19 protein-coding genes and 2 pseudogenes are annotated in these 20,733 nt (G+C 58.8%); 10 read left to right on the forward strand and 11 right to left on the reverse strand.

Annotated elements, in window-relative coordinates:
* Positions 1-52: 52 nt before the first annotated feature.
* Complete coding sequence (locus FBY04_RS12000) at positions 53-1,153, reverse strand: polyamine ABC transporter substrate-binding protein (RefSeq protein WP_145315321.1); 1,101 nt, start codon at positions 1,151-1,153, stop codon at positions 53-55.
* Positions 1,154-2,246: 1,093 nt separating this feature from the next.
* On the opposite strand from FBY04_RS12000, the gene FBY04_RS12005 reads away from it, so the two are divergent.
* Complete coding sequence (locus FBY04_RS12005) at positions 2,247-2,516, forward strand: DUF2790 domain-containing protein (protein WP_145315322.1); 270 nt, start codon at positions 2,247-2,249, stop codon at positions 2,514-2,516.
* A gap of 52 nt (positions 2,517-2,568) precedes the next feature.
* Here FBY04_RS12005 and FBY04_RS32695 read toward each other — a convergent pair.
* Positions 2,569-2,694 (reverse strand): annotated as a pseudogene (locus FBY04_RS32695) (LysR family transcriptional regulator); the annotation flags it as partial.
* A gap of 46 nt (positions 2,695-2,740) precedes the next feature.
* Here FBY04_RS32695 and mug point away from each other — a divergent pair.
* The gene (gene mug, locus FBY04_RS12015) at positions 2,741-3,268 is read left to right on the forward strand and encodes a G/U mismatch-specific DNA glycosylase (protein ID WP_145315324.1); all 528 of its coding nucleotides are present in this window, start codon (positions 2,741-2,743) and stop codon (positions 3,266-3,268) included.
* Between the two features lie 86 nt (positions 3,269-3,354).
* Complete coding sequence (locus FBY04_RS12020; RefSeq protein ID WP_084323125.1) at positions 3,355-3,783, forward strand: nuclear transport factor 2 family protein; 429 nt, start codon at positions 3,355-3,357, stop codon at positions 3,781-3,783.
* A 105-nt stretch (positions 3,784-3,888) separates the two neighbouring features.
* Here FBY04_RS12020 and FBY04_RS12025 read toward each other — a convergent pair whose 3' ends face one another.
* Positions 3,889-4,125 carry a hypothetical protein gene (locus FBY04_RS12025; protein ID WP_145315325.1) on the reverse strand — a complete coding sequence of 79 codons (237 nt, stop codon included), beginning with the start codon at positions 4,123-4,125 and terminating at the stop codon, positions 3,889-3,891.
* 181 nt (positions 4,126-4,306) lie between these two features.
* On the opposite strand from FBY04_RS12025, the gene FBY04_RS12030 reads away from it, so the two are divergent.
* From FBY04_RS12030 to FBY04_RS12050, 5 genes are all read left to right on the forward strand, one after another.
* Positions 4,307-6,070: an L-lactate permease gene (locus FBY04_RS12030; protein WP_145315327.1), complete on the forward strand. Its 1,764-nt coding sequence runs from the start codon at positions 4,307-4,309 to the stop codon at positions 6,068-6,070.
* A gap of 136 nt (positions 6,071-6,206) precedes the next feature.
* Entirely contained in the window at positions 6,207-7,706 is a 1,500-nt protein-coding gene (gene glcD, locus FBY04_RS12035) for a glycolate oxidase subunit GlcD (RefSeq protein ID WP_145315328.1), read from the forward strand.
* Complete coding sequence (gene glcE, locus FBY04_RS12040) at positions 7,706-8,770, forward strand: glycolate oxidase subunit GlcE (protein ID WP_084323121.1); 1,065 nt, start codon at positions 7,706-7,708, stop codon at positions 8,768-8,770. Before glcD ends, glcE begins: the two co-directional genes overlap by 1 nt.
* Positions 8,771-8,772: 2 nt before the next feature.
* Positions 8,773-10,014: a glycolate oxidase subunit GlcF gene (glcF, locus tag FBY04_RS12045; protein ID WP_145315330.1), complete on the forward strand. Its 1,242-nt coding sequence runs from the start codon at positions 8,773-8,775 to the stop codon at positions 10,012-10,014.
* A complete protein-coding gene (locus FBY04_RS12050) occupies positions 10,011-10,415 on the forward strand; it encodes a heme-binding protein (protein ID WP_145315332.1) in 405 nt (134 codons plus the stop codon). The genes glcF and FBY04_RS12050 overlap by 4 nt, the downstream gene beginning before the upstream one ends.
* A 19-nt stretch (positions 10,416-10,434) precedes the next feature.
* On the opposite strand, the gene FBY04_RS32700 is transcribed toward FBY04_RS12050, so the two are convergent.
* From FBY04_RS32700 to FBY04_RS12070, 5 genes and pseudogenes are all read right to left on the reverse strand, one after another.
* The gene (locus FBY04_RS32700) at positions 10,435-10,794 is read right to left on the reverse strand and encodes an S-type pyocin domain-containing protein (protein ID WP_256666883.1); all 360 of its coding nucleotides are present in this window, start codon (positions 10,792-10,794) and stop codon (positions 10,435-10,437) included.
* A 920-nt stretch (positions 10,795-11,714) separates the two neighbouring features.
* Positions 11,715-11,906, reverse strand: a pseudogene (locus FBY04_RS32705) (bacteriocin immunity protein); the annotation flags it as partial.
* A 92-nt stretch (positions 11,907-11,998) separates the two neighbouring features.
* Entirely contained in the window at positions 11,999-12,274 is a 276-nt protein-coding gene (locus FBY04_RS12060) for a bacteriocin immunity protein (protein ID WP_145315333.1), read from the reverse strand.
* A gap of 81 nt (positions 12,275-12,355) precedes the next feature.
* Complete coding sequence (locus FBY04_RS12065; RefSeq protein WP_145315335.1) at positions 12,356-12,832, reverse strand: DUF6392 family protein; 477 nt, start codon at positions 12,830-12,832, stop codon at positions 12,356-12,358.
* Positions 12,829-15,372 (reverse strand): S-type pyocin domain-containing protein, encoded by a 2,544-nt coding sequence (locus FBY04_RS12070; protein ID WP_145315336.1) that lies wholly within the window; start codon positions 15,370-15,372, stop codon positions 12,829-12,831. Before FBY04_RS12070 ends, FBY04_RS12065 begins: the two co-directional genes overlap by 4 nt.
* A 187-nt stretch (positions 15,373-15,559) precedes the next feature.
* On the opposite strand from FBY04_RS12070, the gene yghX reads away from it, so the two are divergent.
* Complete coding sequence (gene yghX / locus FBY04_RS12075; protein WP_145315338.1) at positions 15,560-16,447, forward strand: YghX family hydrolase; 888 nt, start codon at positions 15,560-15,562, stop codon at positions 16,445-16,447.
* Between the two features lie 12 nt (positions 16,448-16,459).
* Here yghX and FBY04_RS12080 read toward each other — a convergent pair whose 3' ends face one another.
* The gene (locus FBY04_RS12080) at positions 16,460-17,278 is read right to left on the reverse strand and encodes an aldo/keto reductase (protein WP_084323114.1); all 819 of its coding nucleotides are present in this window, start codon (positions 17,276-17,278) and stop codon (positions 16,460-16,462) included.
* A gap of 759 nt (positions 17,279-18,037) precedes the next feature.
* Between FBY04_RS12080 and FBY04_RS12090 the strand changes: the two genes are divergently transcribed.
* Positions 18,038-18,826: an alpha/beta hydrolase gene (locus FBY04_RS12090; RefSeq protein WP_145315341.1), complete on the forward strand. Its 789-nt coding sequence runs from the start codon at positions 18,038-18,040 to the stop codon at positions 18,824-18,826.
* A 9-nt stretch (positions 18,827-18,835) separates the two neighbouring features.
* Here the strand turns inward: FBY04_RS12090 and FBY04_RS12095 are convergent, their stop codons facing one another.
* Entirely contained in the window at positions 18,836-19,165 is a 330-nt protein-coding gene (locus tag FBY04_RS12095) for a hypothetical protein (protein ID WP_084323112.1), read from the reverse strand.
* A gap of 410 nt (positions 19,166-19,575) precedes the next feature.
* Positions 19,576-20,616, reverse strand: coding sequence for a GGDEF domain-containing protein (locus FBY04_RS12105; protein ID WP_235864420.1), 1,041 nt, complete (start codon positions 20,614-20,616; stop codon positions 19,576-19,578).
* Positions 20,617-20,733: the final 117 nt, after the last annotated feature.

A 20,733-nucleotide genomic window follows, 5' to 3' on the forward strand; every position in this document is an offset into this window, starting at 1 on the left:
TATCGCCAGCAAGCCGGCTCCTACAGGGGAATGCATAGCTCGCCCCTGAGTGTTACTCGCCGGACTTGATGCTGGTCCAGACCCGCGTGCGAACCCGTTCAAGTTTTTGCGGTAGCGGTTGCACCACATAGAGCGTTTTCAACGCTTCGCTGGTCGGCGTCAGGTTCGGGTTGTCGGTGATCTCTTTGTTGATCAGCGCAATCGAATCCTTGTTGGCGTTGGGGTAGCCGAGGAAGTCACTGATCGGGGCGATGACTGTCGGGTCCAGCAAGGTGTTGAGAAACTCGTGGGCCTCTTCGACGTTCTTCGCGCTTTTTGGAATGGCAAAGGTATCAAACCAGATCGGCGCCCCCTCCTTCGGCAAACGCCAATCGACCACCACGCCGTTGCCCGCCTCTTTGGCGCGATTACCGAACTGGTAGAAGCTGCCGGAGTAGCCGATGGCGACGCAGATATCGCCGTTGGCGATGTCGGTCATGTACTTGGCGGAGTTGAAGTAGGTGACGTAAGGGCGAATATTCAGCATCAACGCCTTGGCTTTTTCGTAGTCGTCCGGGTTCTGGCTGTTAGGGTCCAATCCCAGGTAGTGCAACGCCAGCGGCAGGATTTCCGAAGGTGAGTCGAGCATGGCCACGCCGCAGGATTTGAGCTTCGCCATGTTCTCCGGCTTGAACACCAGATCCCAACTGTCCACCGGCGCATTCTCGCCCAGCGCGGCCTTGACCTTGGCCGGGTTGAAGCCGATCAGCACGGTGCCGTACATGTAAGGCACACCGTACTGATTGCCGGGGTCGTTCTTGTCCAGCAACGCGAGCAGTGCCGGGTCCTGATGCTTCCAGTTCGGCAGTTTGGATTTGTCGAGTTTCTGGAACACACCCGCCTTGATCTGGGTTTCGATGAATTGGTTCGACGGCACCACCAGGTCATAGCCCGAGTTGCCGGTGAGCAACTTGGCTTCCAGCGACTCGTTGGTGTCAAAGGTATCCCAGGTCACTTTGATGCCGCTTTTCTCGGCGAAGTCCTTGGGCACGGACGGCAGGATGTAATCCGCCCAGTTGTACACCCGCAGTTCCCGCTGTTCGGCGTGCACGGCGCTGGCCAGCAGCGTCAGCCCACACACGGTGGCGCCCAGTATGCGTTTCATCGTGACCATGAATGAATTCCCCAAGTGTGTCGCTCGTTGGTTTTTATGTTCTGTACACGGCAGGACTTGAAAATTGCCAAGGGCAAGGAAAACAGGTTTCTCGTTGTGGTGTTGCGAGCGTGCTGGAACAGCAGCGCTGCTTCGATTCTTGCTGACGAACTGGACAGTTCATAGAGTGATGTCGGCCAAAAGGGGATCGAAATGGCCAATATCGGTGTCCCGCTTGATCTGGTCAGTAATTGGGGGGCGTTGGTTTCGCACTTGGGGTATATCCATTGTTTCAGTGATGGCGGGTATGGGTTCCGCCCTGACGGCGCGTTACTTGGAACAGTGCCAAGTAACCAAGCGCTTTTGCCCCTTCGTTCGGTGTCTCGAGGGGGGCGACTACCGCCACAGCATCGCGAGGCGGCCTGCGGGCCGACCTGTCATTTGAAGCGTTTGCGTTCCCCTGTAGGAGCTGGCTTGCTAGCGATGGACGTCCAGACACCGCGTTCATTCAGACCGCACGCGTAATCGTTAACGTCCATCGCTAGCAAGCCAGCTCCTACAGGGGTTCCTACCGTAGGTTCCCGAAGGATTGTGTAGTGCGATAGATGACAGCGAAAACGACAAAGCCCGCACGAGGCGGGCTTTGGGATTCGAGTAGGTGGCCGGTGCTGGTCTCCGGCTTACAAGGTTTATCAGGACTCTCACAGAACAGTTTTGTGCTCTTCTGCTTCACACGGCATAAGGGCTGGATCTCAGCGCGGAGATCTTTCTAACCGTGTACCCTTCGGAACGCGCCCCACGTGTCCTTGCCATCCGCTTGCGCATCAGTCTGCGTCTTCACCTACATGTTCAATGGTAGCCCACCGTCAGCAATGCGAAACGGCATTTTTAGATCGATTTGATCCGCAACGAAGCCCCGCAGGAAGCAAAGAAAATAACCACCCCAAAGCCGCATTCCCCGCATACCTGCGCAATCTGGCAACAGTGTTTGTCCAGCGGACCGCTATTTGAGGAAAGACTAAACTCCTAGCATCGACTTCACCCGGTGAACATACGATTCAAGCAGCCACTGACTCACCGGGACCCACCGAAACTCGATGCGAAGGTGAACACCATGAACACTTTGAAGATCGCGATGTTTCTGGCATTTGCCGGTGTAGCCGCACAGGCATACTCGGATGAAAGCCCCAATAATGCGGCCAGCCAGATTCCGGTTGAAAGTTACTCTTACGGCATGAAACTCGATATCCAGAAAATCATTACCGTGACGGATACGGGAGACGAGTGCGCGCCAGTGCCGAAGCAAATGACCTATGAAGACTCGAAGGGTCAACGCCGTATCCTTCAGTACCAGGTGATGGGAACCGGCTGTTCGAACGGTTGAGGACCGTGCGCACGATGGGGGGTCGACACTCCATGCCTGCCGCCCCCCTGCATTATCGCCCTGCGGCTGAACCGGCGATCTGTTCATCGGATGCCAACAGCAGCGGTATGTAATCCTTCAGAAATTCCACCCAGGTCTTTATTTTTGCATCCACGAACTTGCGTGACGGGTAGATCGGCTGGCACGTAACGTGGTCAGCGTGATTTTCGGTTGAGGTCTTTAAAGTGAGTGAAGGACTCGAAGACATTCTGGCCAAGCACTTGGCGGTGATTTTTTGCGGGATCAATCCGGGTGTGATGGCCGTGGCCCAGGGGCATCACTTTGCTGGCAGGGGCAATCGCTTCTGGCGCACGCTGCATCTTGCCGGTTTTACACCGCAGGAAGTACGCCCGGAAAACGACCGGCAGATTTTGCAGTATGAGTGTGGCTTGACCGCCGTGGTGGATCGGCCGACGGCGCGGGCGGATCAACTATCGATGGATGAATTCACCGCCGCCGCGGCGAGTTTCGAACAGAAAATCGAACGCCATGCGCCACGCTTCGTAGCGTTTCTCGGTAAAGCGGCGTATTGCGCGTTATCCCGCCAGCGAGACATTGCCTGGGGCCTGCAAACAACTACGTTTGGCAATGCCGCAGTGTGGGTGCTGCCCAATCCGAGCGGTCGGAATCTCGCCTTCAGCCAGGAACAGTTGATTGCCGCTTACCGCCAACTCTATCTGGCGACCAAAGCGGGTCAGCCATCGACCGCTTGAATACTCCGCCATAAGCAGCGTTTCAGACCCATTGCGATACAGTCATTGGCAATGCTTTCAGAACAACAACAAAACAGGAGTTGAATATGTCCGAGCTGAAACTGCACCCCAACGCGGCAGCATCCTTGGCCCAGTGGCACGCCATGATCCGCGAAGCTGACCTGCAAGCCCTGCCCGCCTTGCTGGACCCGAACGCGGTGTTCCGATCACCGATGGCACACACTCCGTACCCGGGCGCCAAGGTGGTCACGATGATTCTGACCACGGTGTTCAACGTCTTTGAAGAGTTCACCTACCACCGCGAGTTGGCGACTGCGGACGGCTTGAATGTCGTTCTCGAATTCAGCGCCAAGGTCGGCGGAAAAGAGCTCAAGGGCATCGACATGATCCGCTTCGACGAGCAAGGCAAAATCGTTGAATTCGAGGTCATGGTCCGTCCGCTGAGCGGCTTGCAGGCCCTGGGCGAAGAAATGGGTCGCCGTCTCGGTGCTTATCTGGCGGCCAGCAAGGCCTGAAGAATTAAAGGCATCGCCAGCAAGCCGGCTCCTACAGGGGCAGCGCAAAACCTGTAGGAGCCGGCTTGCTGGCGATGGCCACACCTCGACTTCAAGGTCGATCCCCTACAACGTCCTCTGCCCGTTGCCGATGCGCTTGGCTTCGTCGATCGCCCGCTCCATCGCCGCCTCCATGTCGAGAAAATGCAGCGCTGGATGATCGTTCTCCTCAATGGCCGTGCCATCAGGTCGGTAGACACCGATAAACATTCCCAACGAACCGTCCCGCAGGATCTCGGCCTTGACCTCGATGCTGCATCCGTTCGACAGCGTTTCCGTGTGGCGCAAATGGCGTTCAGTCATTGTTGCGTTCCTCCGGGTAGTTAAGTCGGTCAACGCGTACCGCAGTCCATATTTTTAGTTCAAAAAACCGCTGAAAGGCCTGGTGTACAAGGGTGCAAGACAGCGGCGCAATGCCACCTATACTACAAGCCACCGCCCCCTCGGGGTCTGCACTCCCAACAATAAAAAGCAGAGGTGGAACATGGTCTGGCAGCAAATCTACGATCCGTTCGGCAACCCGGTCATTTCAACCATCATGGCAGCAGTGCCGGTCGTGGTGATGCTGGCAGCCCTGGCGTTCTTCCACATCAAAGCACATCTGGCGGCATTGCTCGCCCTCGCCTCGGCCCTGGTCATCGCGATTTTCGCCTTCGGCATGCCGGCGAACATGGCAGGCTCGGCCGCTCTTTATGGCGCCGCCAACGGCTTGCTGCCGATTGGCTGGATTGTGCTCAACATCATCTTCCTGCACCGACTGACCACCGAGAACGGCTCGTTCAAAGTGCTGCAAGACTCGCTGGCGCGCATTACCGACGATCGTCGCCTGCAATTGTTGCTGATTGCCTTCTGCTTCGGCGCCTTTTTCGAAGGGGCTGCCGGTTTCGGTACGCCGGTGGCGGTGACCGGGGCGATTCTGATCGGTCTGGGCTTCTCGCCGCTGGCCGCGTCCGGCCTGGCATTGATCGCCAACACCGCGCCCGTGGCGTTCGGCGCGCTGGGTACGCCAATCATTACGCTGGCCAAGGTCACCGGGCTGGATGAAATGGAGCTGTCGATGATGGTCGGTCGGCAGTTGCCGTTTTTCTCGGTGATCGTGCCGTTCTGGTTGATCTGGGCCTTCGCCGGCTGGCGCAAGATGCTGGAAATCTGGCCGGCCATCCTGGTCGCCGGCGTCAGTTTTGCCGTGCCGCAGTTTCTGGTGTCCAACTACCACGGGCCGATGCTGGTGGACGTGATCGCCGCGCTGATTTCCATGGCCTGCCTGACCGGTTTCCTCCGGGTGTGGAAACCCGCGACGGTGCACACCTCTGCCGCGCTGTCCGGGCGCGTCGACAACTCCAAAATAGCCGAAGAGCATGATGAAACACCCGTCGCCAGCGCGACTTTCGCCAGCGACGCCAAGCCTGCTGTCATGCGCGCCTGGATGCCGTGGATCATCCTCACGGTGTTCGTTTTCGCCTGGGGCACCCAGGGCTTCAAGAACATGTTCGATACCCGCCCGGCGATTGATCCGGTCACGAACTCGGCCAAGCTCGATCCACAAGGCAAACCGCTGCGCGAAGCGAACCCGATCTTTGCCCCGGTCGTCACCTTCGGCACGATCCACCAGCAAATCGAAAAAGTCCCGCCGGTGGTGCCTGCGCCTAAAACCGAGGATGCGGTCTACAAGTTCACCTGGCTGACCAGCACTGGCAGCGGCATCTTGTTGGCGGCGATCTTAGGCGGCTTGTTGATGGGCTATTCCATCCCGCAATTGATCAAGCAGTACCTGCGAACCATCTGGGTTGTGCGTTACTCGCTGATTACCATTGTGGCGATGCTCGCGCTCGGCTTCCTCACCCGCTATTCGGGGCTGGATGCCACCATGGGTCTGGCGTTCGCGGCGACGGGGATTTTCTATCCCATGTTCGGCACCCTGCTCGGCTGGCTCGGCGTGGCGCTGACGGGTTCGGACACGGCGTCCAACGTGCTGTTCGGCGGCTTGCAGAAAGTGACTGCCGAGCAACTCGGTCTGAGCCCGGTGTTGATGGCGGCGGCCAACAGTTCCGGTGGGGTCATGGGCAAGATGGTTGACGCTCAGTCGATCGTGGTGGCTTCCACCGCCACGCGCTGGTATGGCCATGAAGGGGAAATTCTGCGTTATGTGTTCTTCCATTCCGTCATTCTGGCGATTCTGGTGGGTGGGTTGGTGACGTTGCAGGCGTATGTGTCGCCGTTTACGCAGATGGTTGTGGGTGGGCATTGAGCTAAGTGGGCATATCCGTTTCTTGGGTAACGGCGGAACCATAAGCAGCCGTTACCGCAGAAACGGATATACACCTAAGGCTCAAATAAACAGACCGCTGCCCGGCCATACACGAACGGAGTATCGTAAAACGACTATGAACATTCTCTACGATGAACGCGTTGATGGTGTGCTGCCGGACATCGACAAGGCCGCCTTGCTGCGAGCCCTGCAAACCCGCTTGCCGAAGCTGGAAGTACTGAGTCAGCAGGAAGAACTCAAGCCGTACGAATGCGACGGACTCTCGGCCTATCGCACCACGCCCCTGCTGGTGGTGCTGCCGCGCCACCTCGACGAGGTCCAAGGCGTGCTTCGACTCTGTCATGAATTGCAGGTCCCGGTGGTCGCCCGTGGCGCCGGCACCGGTTTGTCCGGCGGCGCATTGCCGCTGGAAAAAGGCGTGCTGCTGGTGATGGCGCGTTTCAACAACATCCTGCACATCGACCCTGCCGCCCGTACGGCAAGGGTCCAGCCAGGCGTGCGCAACCTGGCGATTTCCCAGGCGGCCGCGCCGTTCGGCCTCTACTACGCGCCGGACCCTTCTTCGCAAATTGCCTGTTCCATCGGCGGCAATGTCGCTGAAAACGCCGGCGGCGTGCATTGCCTGAAATACGGCCTGACCGTGCACAACCTGCTTAAAGTCGACATTCTGACAGTCGATGGCGAACACCTGACGTTGGGCTCCGACGCCCTCGACTCGCCCGGCTTCGACCTGCTGGCGCTGTTCACCGGTTCCGAAGGCATGCTCGGGGTGATCACCGAAGTCACGGTCAAACTGCTGCCCAAACCACAGACCGCGAAGGTGCTGCTGGCCGCGTTCGATGCCGTCGAAAAGGCCGGTCGCGCGGTCGGGGACATCATCGCCGCCGGCATCATTCCCGGTGGCCTGGAAATGATGGACAACCTGGCGATTCGTGCCGCCGAAGACTTTATCCACGCCGGTTATCCGGTGGACGCCGAAGCCATCCTGCTGTGCGAACTCGACGGGGTCGAAGCCGATGTCCACGACGACTGCGACCGTGTGCGCCAGGTGCTGGAAAACGCGGGTGCCACCGAAGTGCGTCAGGCCAAGGATGAAGCAGAACGCGTGCGTTTCTGGGCCGGGCGCAAGAATGCCTTCCCGGCAGTGGGTCGCCTTTCTCCCGATTACTACTGCATGGACGGCACCATCCCGCGCCGCGAATTGCCTGGTGTGCTGCGTGCGATTGCGGCGCTGTCCGCCGAGTATGACTTGCGCGTCGCCAACGTTTTTCACGCGGGTGACGGCAACATGCACCCGCTGATTCTGTTCGACGCCAATCAACCGGGCGAGCTCGACCGCGCCGAAAACCTGGGCGGCAAGATCCTCGAGTTATGCGTGAAGGTCGGCGGCAGCATTACCGGAGAACACGGTGTGGGCCGCGAGAAAATCAATCAGATGTGCGCGCAGTTCAACAGCGACGAGCTGACCGTGTTCCATGCCGTCAAAGCCGCGTTCGATCCGAGTGGTTTGCTCAATCCGGGCAAGAACATTCCGACCCTGCACCGCTGCGCAGAGTTTGGTGCCATGCACGTGCACATGGGTCAACTGCCCTTCCCTGAGCTGGAGCGTTTCTGATGCACAGTGAATGGGATATCGATGACAGCGCCGTGCTGCTGGAGCAGGTCAACCAGGCACTGGAAAACGCCACGCCGCTGCGCATTCAGGGCTCCAACAGCAAGGCGTTTCTGGGACGCATTGTTGCGGGGGAAGTCCTCGATACACGCTCGCACCGTGGCATCGTCAGCTATGATCCGACCGAACTGGTGATCACCGCGCGCTGCGGTACGCCGTTGTCAGAGCTGAAGGAGGTGCTGGATGATGCGCAGCAGATGCTGCCCTGCGAACCGCCCTCCTTCGGTGACGACGCCACCGTCGGCGGGATGATCGCCTGCGGACTGTCGGGGCCACGCCGCCCATGGTCTGGCTCGGTTCGCGACTTTGTCCTAGGCACGCGCGTCATCACCGGGCATGGCAAACACTTGCGCTTCGGTGGCGAAGTGATGAAGAACGTCGCCGGCTACGACCTTTCGCGTCTGATGGCTGGCAGCTTCGGCTCCCTTGGCGTGATCACGGAAGTCTCGCTCAAGGTGCTGCCCAAACCACGTCAGTGCCTGAGCATCAGCCTGGAAATGGACAGCGAACGTGCCTTGTTGCGCCTCGCGGAATGGGGCCAGCAACCGCTGCCGATCAGCGCCGCGTGCCACGACGGGCAGCGCCTGCACCTGCGGTTGGAAGGTGGCGAAGGCTCGGTGACGGCGGCCCATGACCGGTTGGGTGGCGAGTTGTTGGACAGCGCTTACTGGACGGATCTCAACGAACAGCGACTGAGTTTCTTCGACGAGGATCAGCCGCTTTGGCGCTTGTCCGTGCCGCATAACACCGTTTGGTTGTCCCTGCCCGGCCGGCAATTGATCGACTGGGGCGGTGCCCAGCGCTGGCTCAAGTCCGACGCTGAAGCGGCGTTCATTCGCAAGGTCGTCGAAGAGGTTGGCGGCCACGTCACCTGCTACAGCCATGGCCTGATCGACAGCCCGTTCCAACCGCTGCCTGACGCGTTGATGCGCTATCACCGCAGCCTGAAGCAGCAACTCGATCCACGGGGCATCTTCAACCCCGCACGCCTGTACGCGGAGCTTTGACCATGCAGACGACCCTGAGCGACACCGCCCGACATCTGCCCCGCGCCGAAGAAGCCGAAAGCATCCTGCGCACCTGTGTGCACTGTGGATTCTGCAACGCCACATGCCCGACTTATCAATTGCTGGGCGATGAACTCGATGGACCACGGGGCCGCATTTACCTGATCAAACAGGTGCTGGAAGGCAACGAGGTCACCCAGAAAACCCAGCAGCATCTGGACCGTTGCCTGTCCTGCCGCAATTGCGAAACCACCTGCCCCTCTGGTGTCGATTATCACAACTTGCTGGACATTGGCCGCGCGGTGGTCGACGCAGCGGTGCCGCGCTCCATCGACCAGCGCCTGTTGCGTGAAGGTTTGCGCCGCGTCGTACCCAACCCGGGACTGTTCAAGGCACTGGTCAGCAGCGGTCAGGTGTTTCGGGCGCTGCTGCCCAACGCCTTGCAGGCCAAGTTGCCTCGTCGCGTTTATCCCTCCAGGCCTCGCCCCGTCGCCCGCCACGCCCGCCAGGTGCTGATGCTCGAAGGCTGCGTGCAGCCGAGCCTGTCGCCGAACACCAATGCAGCGGCTGCGCGAGTGCTGGATCGACTGGGCATCAGTGTCATCTCGTCCAGTGAGGCGGGTTGCTGCGGTGCCGTGGATTATCACCTCGACGCGCAGGCTGCCGGACTCGACCGCGCCCGGCGCAACATCGATGCCTGGTGGCCGAGTATCGAGAACGGCGCCGAAGCCATCGTGCAAACCGCCAGTGGCTGTGGCGCCTTCATCAAGGACTATGGCCATCTGCTCGAGCGCGATCCGGCCTACGCCGAAAAGGCAAGAAGGGTCAGCGCGCTGGCCAGGGACCTGGTGGAAGTGTTAGGCGACGAACCGCTGGAAACCCTCGGCGTACACAGCGACCAGCGTTTGGCCTTCCATTGCCCCTGCACCTTGCAGCATGCGCAAAAACTCGGCGGCGCGGTGGAAGCAATGCTGATTCGCCTCGGTTTCAACCTCACGGCCGTGCCCGACAGCCACTTGTGTTGCGGTTCGGCGGGCACCTATTCGATCACCCAACCCGAACTGTCCCGGCAACTGCGCGACAACAAACTGAACGCGCTGGAAAGCGGCCATCCCGACGTCATTGTCACGGCCAATATCGGCTGTCAGTCGCACCTTGACGGTGCCGGCAGAACCCCGGTCCGGCACTGGATCGAACTGGTCGAAGCCGCGCTGCCCTCAACGATCCCCGGAGAAACCCCATGAAGAGCAAAGCCATCCTGAGCCAGGTCGAAGTCAGCCAGATCCTCGCGGCCGCACGCACCGAGGCGCAGAACAACCAATGGGCCGTGACCATCGTGGTCGTCGACGACGGCGGCCATCCCCTCGCCCTCGAACGCCTCGACGGCTGCGCACCCATCGGCGCGTACATCGCCACCGAAAAAGCCCGCACCTCGGCCCTCGGGCGGCGTGAATCCAAAGGTTATGAAGAGATGGTCAACGGTGGGCGCTACTCGTTTTTGTCGGCGCCGCTGCTGACGTCCCTTGAAGGCGGCGTGCCGATCATCGTCGATGGTCAGGTGATCGGCGCGGTCGGGGTGTCTGGCGTAAAAGCCGAGCACGATGCGCAAGTGGCGAGGGTTGGGGCGCAGTGTTTGCCTTTATGATCCTTTCCCCCGCTCCGCGTCAGTTGAAAACGATGTAAAGCGGGTCGAGCCCCGACTCGACCGGGAACACTAGGATGTAGTCGTCAAACCGGTCATGCGCCTGCCCGGCATTGGCCTCAATGATCGGTGCTCGCGCGGACTGAACAAATCCCACACAACGCTGTTGGATCGGTGTAGCCACTGGATCGCTTCCAACGGAAATTGGCCTGGCCCAGTGGACAGCGACTCCAGAAGAACCCTCAGGAGTAAAACTGAAACGGTTCCGATGCTGATCCTGCGTCGCGGCTCTGACCCTGACGCCAGAGATCGAACGACAGCCGCTGCAAGCCGTGACGTAAACCTGCGACAACGTTTTGATCTCGCGCAAACCCTGGAACATTTGCCGGGGTTGGCGGGGACTGCCGCGGTGCTCATGCGAAAAGGCACATCGACCTCGGCCTGGTTCGCGGCGAGGTGTTGCCAATCCTGCCCTTCGATGGGCAGAAGCTCGGACAACGGTACGCTGACTCCGAACAACTGAGTGTCTGCCCGACTGGAAAAAGCGAAGCTCAAAACGGCGGCACGCTGGTTCTCTGTGTCCGGTTCGCTTGAGGTGTTCTGCCAGGAAAACTCGGCAACAGCCGAGCGTATCGCTTTAAGCAGATCCGCCTGCTGAGACGCCAGCAGCACCGGCGAACCGCCAGGCAATAAAAGATCGGGACGTTTATCGGCAGAATCGAGCGAAGCACTGATCGTGTGCACCGTTTGTGTCGTACTGCGCGAATCAATCAACTGTTGATGCGCCACTATCAGCAATGCTTCCGCTTCATCATGCAGAGTGCGATGTCGTTGAGTAATGCTTGCCAGCCGTGAGAGGTAGCGATCGTGAATGGCGTTGATCTGCTGCACAAGGCTCTGCCATTGCGCTTGCCCGGATTGCGCATATGTCAGGTTGCGCTGAGCGCCACTTTGGACAAACGCCACTCTCATTTTCCAGAACTCATACTTTCTGACGGCCATCAGTGCTTCATGCTGGGCATGTTCCAGGGTGCGGATGCCTGCTGCCTGGTTGGGAATGTCCGCAGGGGTGTTCTGTTGACTTCGCAGGCTGCTGATCTGCTGCTCGAAAACGTTGAAAGCCTCTTCAACAACCTGTCCTGAAACAGCCACATCCGCCGAGATTTTTTCGACCTCGGCCAGGCTCCTGGCCAAAGGGCTTAGCGGCGCAACCGCTGGTTTGGCAACAGGAATGTCCTCGCCTTTGAATGCCGGCATACCTTGTTGGTGATGCCATGTCCTGACGTGGTGGACAACGGCTTGCGGACTGTTGGGGTTGGACTTGTCCGTAGGGTAGAACAGCAAATCTGCCCCTTGGGGATGACCAACGATCCGGTCGAAATGGTCGATCAATTGATCATGGGCCTGTTTCGGCAGATCAACAGCCCAGATTCTGTTGACCAGTGCCTGGAATTCCAGAGCGGTGTAATCCTTGAGTGCTGCTTTAAGTTCCATCTTGGGTTCTTCCTTGTTCTTTCATACGACGAAGACTGCGCACCTGTTCACTCTTATGATGAGCAGGTACGAATCCTATACGGCAGGTATTGTTATTCCGCCTTGAATCCTGGTTTGTTATTGGCGGCACGCCATTCCTTGACTTCTTTCAGGACGCCTTCGGGGCTGTCTTCCTGGCCTTCCTTTGGGTAGAAGATGACGTCGGAACCCTCCGGGTGCTCCGTAACGACCAAAAAATGCTCAAGAAGACGCTCCAGATGCACCTCCAAGGCTCTACCCTGCAGCCCATCGGGAAAGTTGCTAAACCCTTTCAGGAAGTCCAAAAACTCCGCTTCGGTGTAGTCCTTGAGTGTCGTTTTAAGTTTCATATTGATTTCTTCCTTGTTTAAATCGGGTCGCGGAATGCGAAGGCACCTACTCGCTCCTTATGAGCAAATGCCTGTTGAAAATTACTCGTGACCTTTGTCAATCAAGGTAAAGACCAACGTTTTCACTTCCATCTCAGCGGTGTATTGAAATACAACTTTCTTGCCGGGATGAACCGCCGGATTTAGGGGATAGGATTCCCATCCCCCGGTTTGGCCCATCGGCTGGGGCATTTTGATTGGACCTCTTGATTCCATTGGTTCACCGAAGAGTGCGTGGACATCGGACTGGGTCATTGAAGATGCATAGGGTAAAGGAAGCTCACCTTCATACTTAACTGTGCCTGGCATGGTTTTCATCAAAGTAATAAAAAAACTATCCAAAACTTTTGTTTCATCCCAAAACGTTAGCTCAATTCCATTCTCAATTTCGAGATCCAAACGTTCACACTCGGGATAGAGCCTAGTAAGGGGTTGGCCGGAAATTACTCCACTCATAACCAGCGACTCATGCGTTTGCCCAACACTGCTGATAAGTTCTGCTATTTTCTCAGCGTTCATTCATACCACCCCTGTTTTTTATGAAGGGCATGCAAACTCTCGCGCCCTGCTTCGATGCTCTGTTCGGTAAAGCCGGAGTCAATCAATCCCTTTTTAATCGCATCAAAATTTTGATTCACTGCCTGCTCAAAATTTTGTGCATCTTCTGCCTGTTTTGATGCGTTGTTGCGGCCTCCGTAGGTCTCGCTGAATCTTCGGTGTATCTCGGACGGTATTGCAATGCCTGGAGCGTTCTGCACATAAATTCGACGCTCCCGCGGAGTCATATCGGTGAAATTTTCTAACAGATATCCCTCCATCGCCCTTCGCGACGGAATATGGTCAATATCCAACCCATCCCCCCTACTCCGACCACTGAGTTCGTTATACGGCCCCACTTCTAGCGGCTCAACCGGCGGACCGACAAAAACCAGTCCGGGCGAAGGCAATTCCATATCCCCCGGAAACCCGGGAATACTCGCCCCCATCTCCCCTTCATCAACCGCCGGAAATGTCTCGTTTTGCGGTAGGACCGGGATGGCGGGGTTACCGGGATAAACCACTGGCGGGATGGATGGGATGGGCGATGTCGTTGAGCCAAGATGCTCGCTACCCGGCGGCACCAACGGTGTCCAGGTGCCAACCGGCGGAGTCGGCCAGGGCACAACGGCTGGAACGATGCCCAACCACCCTTCGGCACTTTGCGGTGTTTTGATGCTGATTTTGTCGAGGTTGAACGGATCGGCCCAGAACTCGGGCCGCTCCTGATACCGCAATTCGAACTCGCGGTTTTCACCCACCCATGCGCTTTTCGGCGCGTACGGGGCGAAGCCTTGTTCGACACGTTTTTTGTTCACCTCATCGAGTCGATTTGTGAGCGACGAGTGTTCACCGAGCGCTCGCCACAACGCCTCATCGAACGCCCCGAACGACTTGAACTCCCTGCCCCGGAACTGATCGCCAATTTGGCTCGGTATCGCTGCGCCGGCTGTTTGGCTGACGCCTTTCCACCAATCAGTCGTCGCTGCTTGACCGGCTCCGGTTACAACACCTGTGCCCATGGGTGGAACGTTGAAGGACAGGTAGGTCGGTGGAAGGCCAGGCACGCAGACGATGCAATCCTGGATGCGCCAATCAACGCCCGGCGGGATGTCCTGAATCTGCGGTTCGGTGACAGTCAGACGAGTCTCGCTGGCCAAGGTCGCTTGAAGCGTGGCGTCTGGAGTGAACTGCACATACCTGGCCGGTGATCCAGGAACCTCGGCGGTGTAGATGCCTGTCTGCGGGTCGAGCACGGCATTCACGACCGGGACGCGAGAATCGATATCGCCACCCGTTGCGGTGACAACGATCGCGGTTCCTTGCGGTGTCGCAACAGGTTTGAGCCGGTATTCCACCTCCACCGAACTGCCTGCGTCAGCAGCGGCCCGCACCTCTTGAGGGTCATGAAGCTCCAGAGCGTGAGCCGGGACTGCGACAGCCTCAAATAACCGATGTCGTTGCTCAGGGGTCAACTCGCCATTGCCCAGTTCACGAGTCGGATAAAGCACTCCCGCCATTAACAACGCAGCTTGCGGACGCGTGACCGTACTCAAGACACTGCCTACGACGAAGGCCGCACGCGTTACTGCGGTTACCAGATTTCGCGCATCTACCCATTCACCACCGTGGCTGGGCAATACCCCGGCAGATAGCGCTGACGATGTGGCAGGTAATTGAAAGGTATTGGCCTGCCTGAGCCGTTCGAAGCGAGCATCCTCATCAGCCTGCTGCTTGAACCGGACGCGCGCGTCTCGCTGCTCGGCGTGTTGCCGATGGCGTTCCCAGAGAGCCTCCCGCTCACGCCAGACGATGCTCTGTTCGGCATGATGAGCGGCCAACACATTGGATTTTTCGTTGAGCGCATCGAGTTGCGCTGACAGCAACCGGGCTTCATGAGCCGCGTCGTAAGCGGCCTCCCAAAGCTGATGGCCACTCATGAGCGCATCGCCGAACTGCCCAAGTCGGGTCAGGTAATCATCGGCGGTGCGCGTGATTGGATCGTGCCCGTCGAATGCTGCGGCAATCGCGTTTTTGTCGTTGAGCGCTACGGTTTTCCGGGCGATCAGCCCATCGATTTCGTTCTTGTCTTTAGTGATGAGATAGAGCTGCCAGCGTTCGCTGGACTGACTGTCATGGTGGCGTTTGGCGCCAGAAATTTCGTGTTCAAGTGATTGCGTGAGTTGTTCGGCCCTGGCTGTAAAGCTTCGGTCGAGTTCGGTTCTGAAGGTGCTGTGACGTTGGGTCAGTACACCGAGCAGTTGCTGTCGCGATTGGATGCGGGCTTGCTCCTGAGCTCGTGCAGCCGCATCGGCCTTGTCTTTCGCAGCCTTTTCTTCGCGTGCCTTGTTGGCGGCTTTCCTGAGCGCTTTGGTCTTTGAACTGACGCCCCCAAAATTGCCGGAAGCCCCAACGCGATTACCTCCGCCACCGCCACTACCACCACCCCAGCCGCCAGAAGCAGGCGGGCCGGACCTGATGACGACGTCTCCTGACGTGCCATCGTTGAATCGTTGTGCCATACAGTCTCTCCTTGTCTGTAGGGCACAGCTTGTCGATGGGGGAATGGCGAGGTGCGGTACATATGTATCGCGAGGGATTTATTTCGGAGATGGAAGCTTTCTGCATGGCTGAGTCGCGAACCCACATAAACCCTGCTCATGCGCTTAACTGACAGGGGTCCATCAACGTCAAAGAGGAAGCGCACCGATGACCCGTCTCACTGCGAAAGACTTTGCCCCGCAACTGCTCGAGCTCTACGACTACTACGCCCACGGCAAGATCAACCGGCGCGAATTCCTCGACCGCGCGGCGTTGTTCACCCTCGGCGGTTTGACGGCCAGTGCCTTGCTTACCGCGCTGAGCCCCGACTATGCGCTGGCCGAGCAGGTGAAATTCACCGACCCGGACATCATCGCCGAGTACGTCACCTACCCTTCCCCCAAAGGCAACGGGTCGGTTCGCGGTTATCTGGTGCGTCCGGCCAACGCCACCGGCAAGGTGGCGGCCGTGGTGGTCGTGCATGAAAATCGCGGGCTCAACCCGTACATCGAGGATGTCGCACGGCGGTTGGCCAAGGCCGGTTTCATCGCGCTCGCCCCCGATGGACTGACCTCGGTGGGCGGCTATCCCGGCAACGATGACAAAGGTCGGGAGCTGCAGGCGACCGTTGACCCTGAAAAGCTCATGAATGATTTTTTCGCCGCCATCGAGTGGCTGATGAAACACGATGCGAGCAGCGGAAAAGTCGGCATCACCGGCTTCTGCTACGGCGGTGGCGTAGTCAATGCCGCAGCAGTGGCCTATCCGGAGCTGGGCGCCGCCGTGTCATTTTATGGCCGACAGGCAGAGGCCAAGGATGTCCCTCGAATCAAGGCACCGCTGATGCTTCATTATGGGGAACTGGACACGCGCATCAACGAAGGATGGCCCGCCTATGAGACGGCTTTGAAAGCGGCGGGCAAAACGTATGAAGCCTATATCTATCCCGGCGCCAATCACGGTTTCCATAACGACTCCACGCCTCGATACGATGACGCCGCGGCAACACTGGCCTGGGAGAGGACGCTGGGCTGGTTTCGGCGTTACCTGGTCTAGCGAAGAAGCCGCCTACCCCACCACATCGATCAACTGCTCGCGCTGCGCTCCCGTCAGCATCGGACCGAACCCCGCACCGGCGTTTTCCGCCATGTAGCGCGGGTTGCCGGTGCCAGGGATGACGCAAGTCACCGCCGAATGTGCCAGCAAATACTTGAGCGCCAGTTGCGCCCAACTGGTGACACCGACTTGCGACGCCCAACCTGGCAGCGGCTTGCCCTTCAAGCGGGCGAGCAAATCACCACCACCGAATGGCCGGTTGCAGATCACTGCCACGCCGCGTTCGCGACACAGCGGCAGGATGCGTTTCTCGACGCCGCGATCGTCCAGCGCATAGTTGATCTGCAAGAAATCCAGTGGCTCGGCTTTCAGCACCGCTTCCACTTCGTCATACGCCGACGCGGTGTAATGGGTGATGCCGATGTAGCGAATGCGCCCTTCTTCCTTCCATTTGCGCAACGTGGGCAAATGGGTTTTCCAGTCCAGCAGGTTGTGAATCTGCATCAGGTCGATCCGGTCGGTCTGCAGCAGTTTGAACGACTGCTCCATCTGCGCGATGCCTTCTTCGCGACCACGGGTCCACACCTTGGTCGCCAGAAACGCCGGTGAGCGCGGCTTGTGGATAGACAGCAGTTCGCCGGTGGTCTGCTCGGCGCGGCCATACATGGGCGAACTGTCGATCACCGTCCCGCCCTTTTCGAACAACGCGCTGAGGACGGCGGACAGGTTTTTATAGGCCGGGTCGGCAGGCGCGACATCAAAGCCGCGATAGGTGCCCACGCCGACCATGGGCAGTGGCTCGTTGCTGGAAGGAATGGCGCGGGTCAGCATGTTCTTGCCTCCTGTTGCCTTCGACGGCGCGGTGGCTGCAAAGGCCGGATCGAAAGTGAGCACCGCCGAAGCACCGGCAGCCAGCGTGAGTATTTGTCGACGCGTGTATCCATCAGTGTGGCTCATGGTTTCGTCCTTCCACTGCTTTGCTGTTTGCCTGTTGCGGCCAGCCACACTCATAACCCGCCCTTCAGTCCGGCAAACGGCACGATCAGCGGCGCCACCAGACTTCTGCTGGCTACAACAGAATAGCTGTCGGCGGCAGTTCGTCCTGGCTTGGGATACAACAAGGCGGCAAGGGCTGGTGTGCGGCAGCGATCGGTTGGGTGAATATCCGTTGCTTCGGCGATGGCTACTGGTGGTTCCGCTCTTACAGCGGGTCACTTGGAGAAAGCGCCAAGTAACCAAGCGCTTTTGCCCCTTTCTTTCGGTGGTTCGCTGTGGCTCGGCATGCCCGCGCTCCGCGAGGCGGCCTTCGGGCCGACCTGGCTCTTCAAGTGTGCGCATTCCCCCTGTGGGAGCTGGCTTGCCAGCGATGGTCGTTAACGATGACGCGTGCGGTCTGAAGGAACGCGATGTCTGGGCATCCATCGCTAGCAAGCCAGCTCCTACAGGGGTTGCGCGAACTACCGCCAGTCCAGGCCGCGAACACGTTCTGGAGTGAACAGCATTAAACACCAGCGCCGGCGCACACCGCTGTCGTTCAACTACACTCTGAAAGCGATCAAGCCGTCGCAGTCGTCAAGCCCAGAGCAGTCAATGCCACCCACTCACGCCAACCGAATGTCCCGCACCCTGATGTATATCGTCGTCATCGTCGCCGCGCTGTACCTGACGCTGTGCGTCGTGCTGTTCGTATTCCAGCGCGCCCTGATCTACTTCCCGCAACCCGCCGCGCTCAACACCCCCGAAACACTGCTCACGCTGACAATGGCAGACGCACAGCTGGAGGTCACCGTCAGACCGCACGCCGGGCCTAATGCATTGATCTATTTTGGCGGCAACGCCGAGGACGTTTCGCGAAACCTGCCGGAATTCTCCCAGGCGTTCCCCGACCACGCCCTCTACTTGCTGCACTACCGGGGTTTTGGCGGCAGCACCGGCTCACCTTCCGAAGAGGCGATTTCACGCGATGCCATGACCTTGTTCGACAAGGTCTACGACACCCACCCGCACATTGCAGTGGTGGGCCGCAGCCTCGGTTCCGGTGTCGCCGTGCGCCTCGCCAGCCAGCGCCCGGCCGCGCGGCTGATCCTGATCACGCCCTACAACAGCCTTGAGGATCTCGCCGTCCGCCAATACCCGATTTTCCCGGTGAAATGGCTGCTGCAGGACAAGTTCGAATCGTGGAAATACGCCGCGCATATCACGATACCGACGCTGCTGCTGGCGGCCGAACAGGACGAAGTCATCCCACGCTCAAGCACTGAACAACTCTACGAACATTTCGCCAAAGGTGTGGCCACTCTGAAAGTGATTCCGGGCGTGGGACACAATTCGATCTCCGACAGTCCCCAATACCTGAAGCTGATGGAAGACGGGCTGTAACTCACTCGATCATTTGCGCGCCAACTTAAAGCGCACGCAATCTTCATAGAAGCTCTGCCGCAGTGCCGCGGGTTTGATCCGCGACGGGCTGTCGTAGGTTTGCTCGGTAATACCCATCGCCGTCATGCGCATCCACGGCTTGCTGAACTTGTAGGTCTGTAATTTCTGGCGAGCGGCGTACAGCGAAACGCCCGCCAGTTTGAGTTCCTGGGCTCTTGCTGCCGTGCCCGCGCCCCAGCTGCACATATACCGGTCATTGTTTTGAAGCTCTTTGGACTGGGCCGACACGGCGACACCTGCCAGGCCCAACGAAATCAGTGCGATCCATACATTGCGCATTTAAAGCCAGCCCTAACCACCTGAAATTGAAGTGATTCTGTCTGTAACTTTCGGGCTTCGGGGCCAGCAAAATGCCTTGATCGCGGCGATCGCATTCGTATCGATCCCCAGCCCGGTGGCATGCACCTGATCCTGCGATTGACGGAACCATAGTCCGACCGAGCGCTGGTCGAGCGCCTGCTGGCGGCCGGCATCTATGCTAAAACGCTGAGCGACTGGCGTGTCCGTGGCGAGACCGATTCCGCGCTACTGCCTGGGTTTGGCAATGTCGATTTGGAAGATACTGCTGAACAGTAAGGGAACGGATTCTGGCGTTGATGCAGGGGGCCCATCGCCAGCAAGCCGGCTCCTACAAGGGTTTTGCGGCGCACCCGAATTTGTAGGAGCCGGCTAGCAATGCGTTTTAGCGTTTAGCGATGCACCCGGTTACGCCCATTGCGCTTGGCCTGGTAGAGCGCGTCATCGGCCCGGGTCACCAGGCTGTCCAGGCTCTCACCGGATTGCGCGAAGGCCACACCAAAGGACGCCGTGATCGTATCGAGTACTTTGCCGTCGACACGTGCCTTGATCCGCAATGACTGGATTTTCACCCGCAATTGCTCGGCAAAAACCCCGGCACTCGCCAGGTCGGCGCAGTGTTCCAGAATGACGCAGAACTCCTCGCCACCGTAACGCGCCGCCGTGGCGTGGGGTGGCAGCGAACTGCGCAGTACTTGCCCGACATGTTGCAGGACACGATCACCCAACGGGTGGCCGTATTGGTCATTGAATTGCTTGAAGTGATCGATATCCAGCATGACCAGCGCCACGCCTTGGTCGGTATTGCTCAGCGCCTGCTCCAGCAAACGGGTGAAGGCGCTGCGGTTGAGCAGCTCGGTGAGACCATCGAGCGTCGCCGCCAGTTGTGCGCGTTCAAGTTTGCTGCGCAGGCTTTTGATCTCGTTCTGGGCCGAGTGCAGCTGGGAGAGAAAGCGTTCCTGCTGATTCTGCATGAGCTGGGTGCTCTGTTGCAGCTCGCTCAAAATATCCGGCAAACGCTCGCTGGCAGGCAACTCGAGCATCTCCAGGCAACGTCCCAGACTGCTTTGAAAGTTGAGATTGCCCTCGACGCTGCGCGAAACGTCGCGCTGCATGTCATCCACCAGATTGATTGCCTGTTGCTGCCCGGCGCGGGCCTCCGCCAGCTCGTCGCGAATGATGTAGTCGCGAAACAACCGGGTGGCGGACTCTGGCGGGAAATAATCAAAGTCCTTGACCACCCGGTCCAGCTGACGGTTGAGCTCGGGGTCCAGGCCTTTGCTGTAGGTGTACCAGAGCGCGTAATGCACCGGATTGGGCGGGATGTTGTGACGAACCATCAGCGGAATGGCTTGTTTGAGCAGCGCCGCAGCCTCGCGGGAATCTTCCGGATACAGCGCCAGGGCAGTCGCACGCGTCTCTATTTGGCTCATGACATCACTGTGGTTGTTAATGATTGGCACATTCAAAACGTTGCGAGCATAACCAGACGCGTGGCAAACGGCCATCCCAATGTTTAACACCCACCCTGCGGGAGCCGAGCTTGCTCC

Origin of the sequence: Pseudomonas sp. SJZ080, assembly GCF_007828295.1 — a bacterium.
GTDB classification, from domain to species: domain Bacteria; phylum Pseudomonadota; class Gammaproteobacteria; order Pseudomonadales; family Pseudomonadaceae; genus Aquipseudomonas; species Aquipseudomonas migulae_A.

Coding starts and splice junctions, on each gene's coding strand:
- glcD (WP_145315328.1), top strand. CDS start 6,207: ATGAACATTCTCTACGATGAACGCGTTGATGGTGTGCTGCCGGACATC.
- FBY04_RS12005 (WP_145315322.1), top strand. CDS start 2,247: ATGAACACTTTGAAGATCGCGATGTTTCTGGCATTTGCCGGTGTAGCC.
- FBY04_RS12080 (WP_084323114.1), bottom strand. CDS start 17,278: ATGCTGACCCGCGCCATTCCTTCCAGCAACGAGCCACTGCCCATGGTC.
- FBY04_RS12090 (WP_145315341.1), top strand. CDS start 18,038: ATGCCACCCACTCACGCCAACCGAATGTCCCGCACCCTGATGTATATC.
- FBY04_RS12095 (WP_084323112.1), bottom strand. CDS start 19,165: ATGCGCAATGTATGGATCGCACTGATTTCGTTGGGCCTGGCAGGTGTC.
- FBY04_RS12070 (WP_145315336.1), bottom strand. CDS start 15,372: ATGGCACAACGATTCAACGATGGCACGTCAGGAGACGTCGTCATCAGG.
- FBY04_RS12105 (WP_235864420.1), bottom strand. CDS start 20,616: ATGAGCCAAATAGAGACGCGTGCGACTGCCCTGGCGCTGTATCCGGAA.
- FBY04_RS32700 (WP_256666883.1), bottom strand. CDS start 10,794: ATGTTCCAGGGTTTGCGCGAGATCAAAACGTTGTCGCAGGTTTACGTC.
- FBY04_RS12050 (WP_145315332.1), top strand. CDS start 10,011: ATGAAGAGCAAAGCCATCCTGAGCCAGGTCGAAGTCAGCCAGATCCTC.
- FBY04_RS12065 (WP_145315335.1), bottom strand. CDS start 12,832: ATGAACGCTGAGAAAATAGCAGAACTTATCAGCAGTGTTGGGCAAACG.
- yghX (WP_145315338.1), top strand. CDS start 15,560: ATGACCCGTCTCACTGCGAAAGACTTTGCCCCGCAACTGCTCGAGCTC.
- glcF (WP_145315330.1), top strand. CDS start 8,773: ATGCAGACGACCCTGAGCGACACCGCCCGACATCTGCCCCGCGCCGAA.
- glcE (WP_084323121.1), top strand. CDS start 7,706: ATGCACAGTGAATGGGATATCGATGACAGCGCCGTGCTGCTGGAGCAG.
- FBY04_RS12030 (WP_145315327.1), top strand. CDS start 4,307: ATGGTCTGGCAGCAAATCTACGATCCGTTCGGCAACCCGGTCATTTCA.
- FBY04_RS12025 (WP_145315325.1), bottom strand. CDS start 4,125: ATGACTGAACGCCATTTGCGCCACACGGAAACGCTGTCGAACGGATGC.
- FBY04_RS12060 (WP_145315333.1), bottom strand. CDS start 12,274: ATGAAACTTAAAACGACACTCAAGGACTACACCGAAGCGGAGTTTTTG.
- FBY04_RS12020 (WP_084323125.1), top strand. CDS start 3,355: ATGTCCGAGCTGAAACTGCACCCCAACGCGGCAGCATCCTTGGCCCAG.
- FBY04_RS12000 (WP_145315321.1), bottom strand. CDS start 1,153: ATGGTCACGATGAAACGCATACTGGGCGCCACCGTGTGTGGGCTGACG.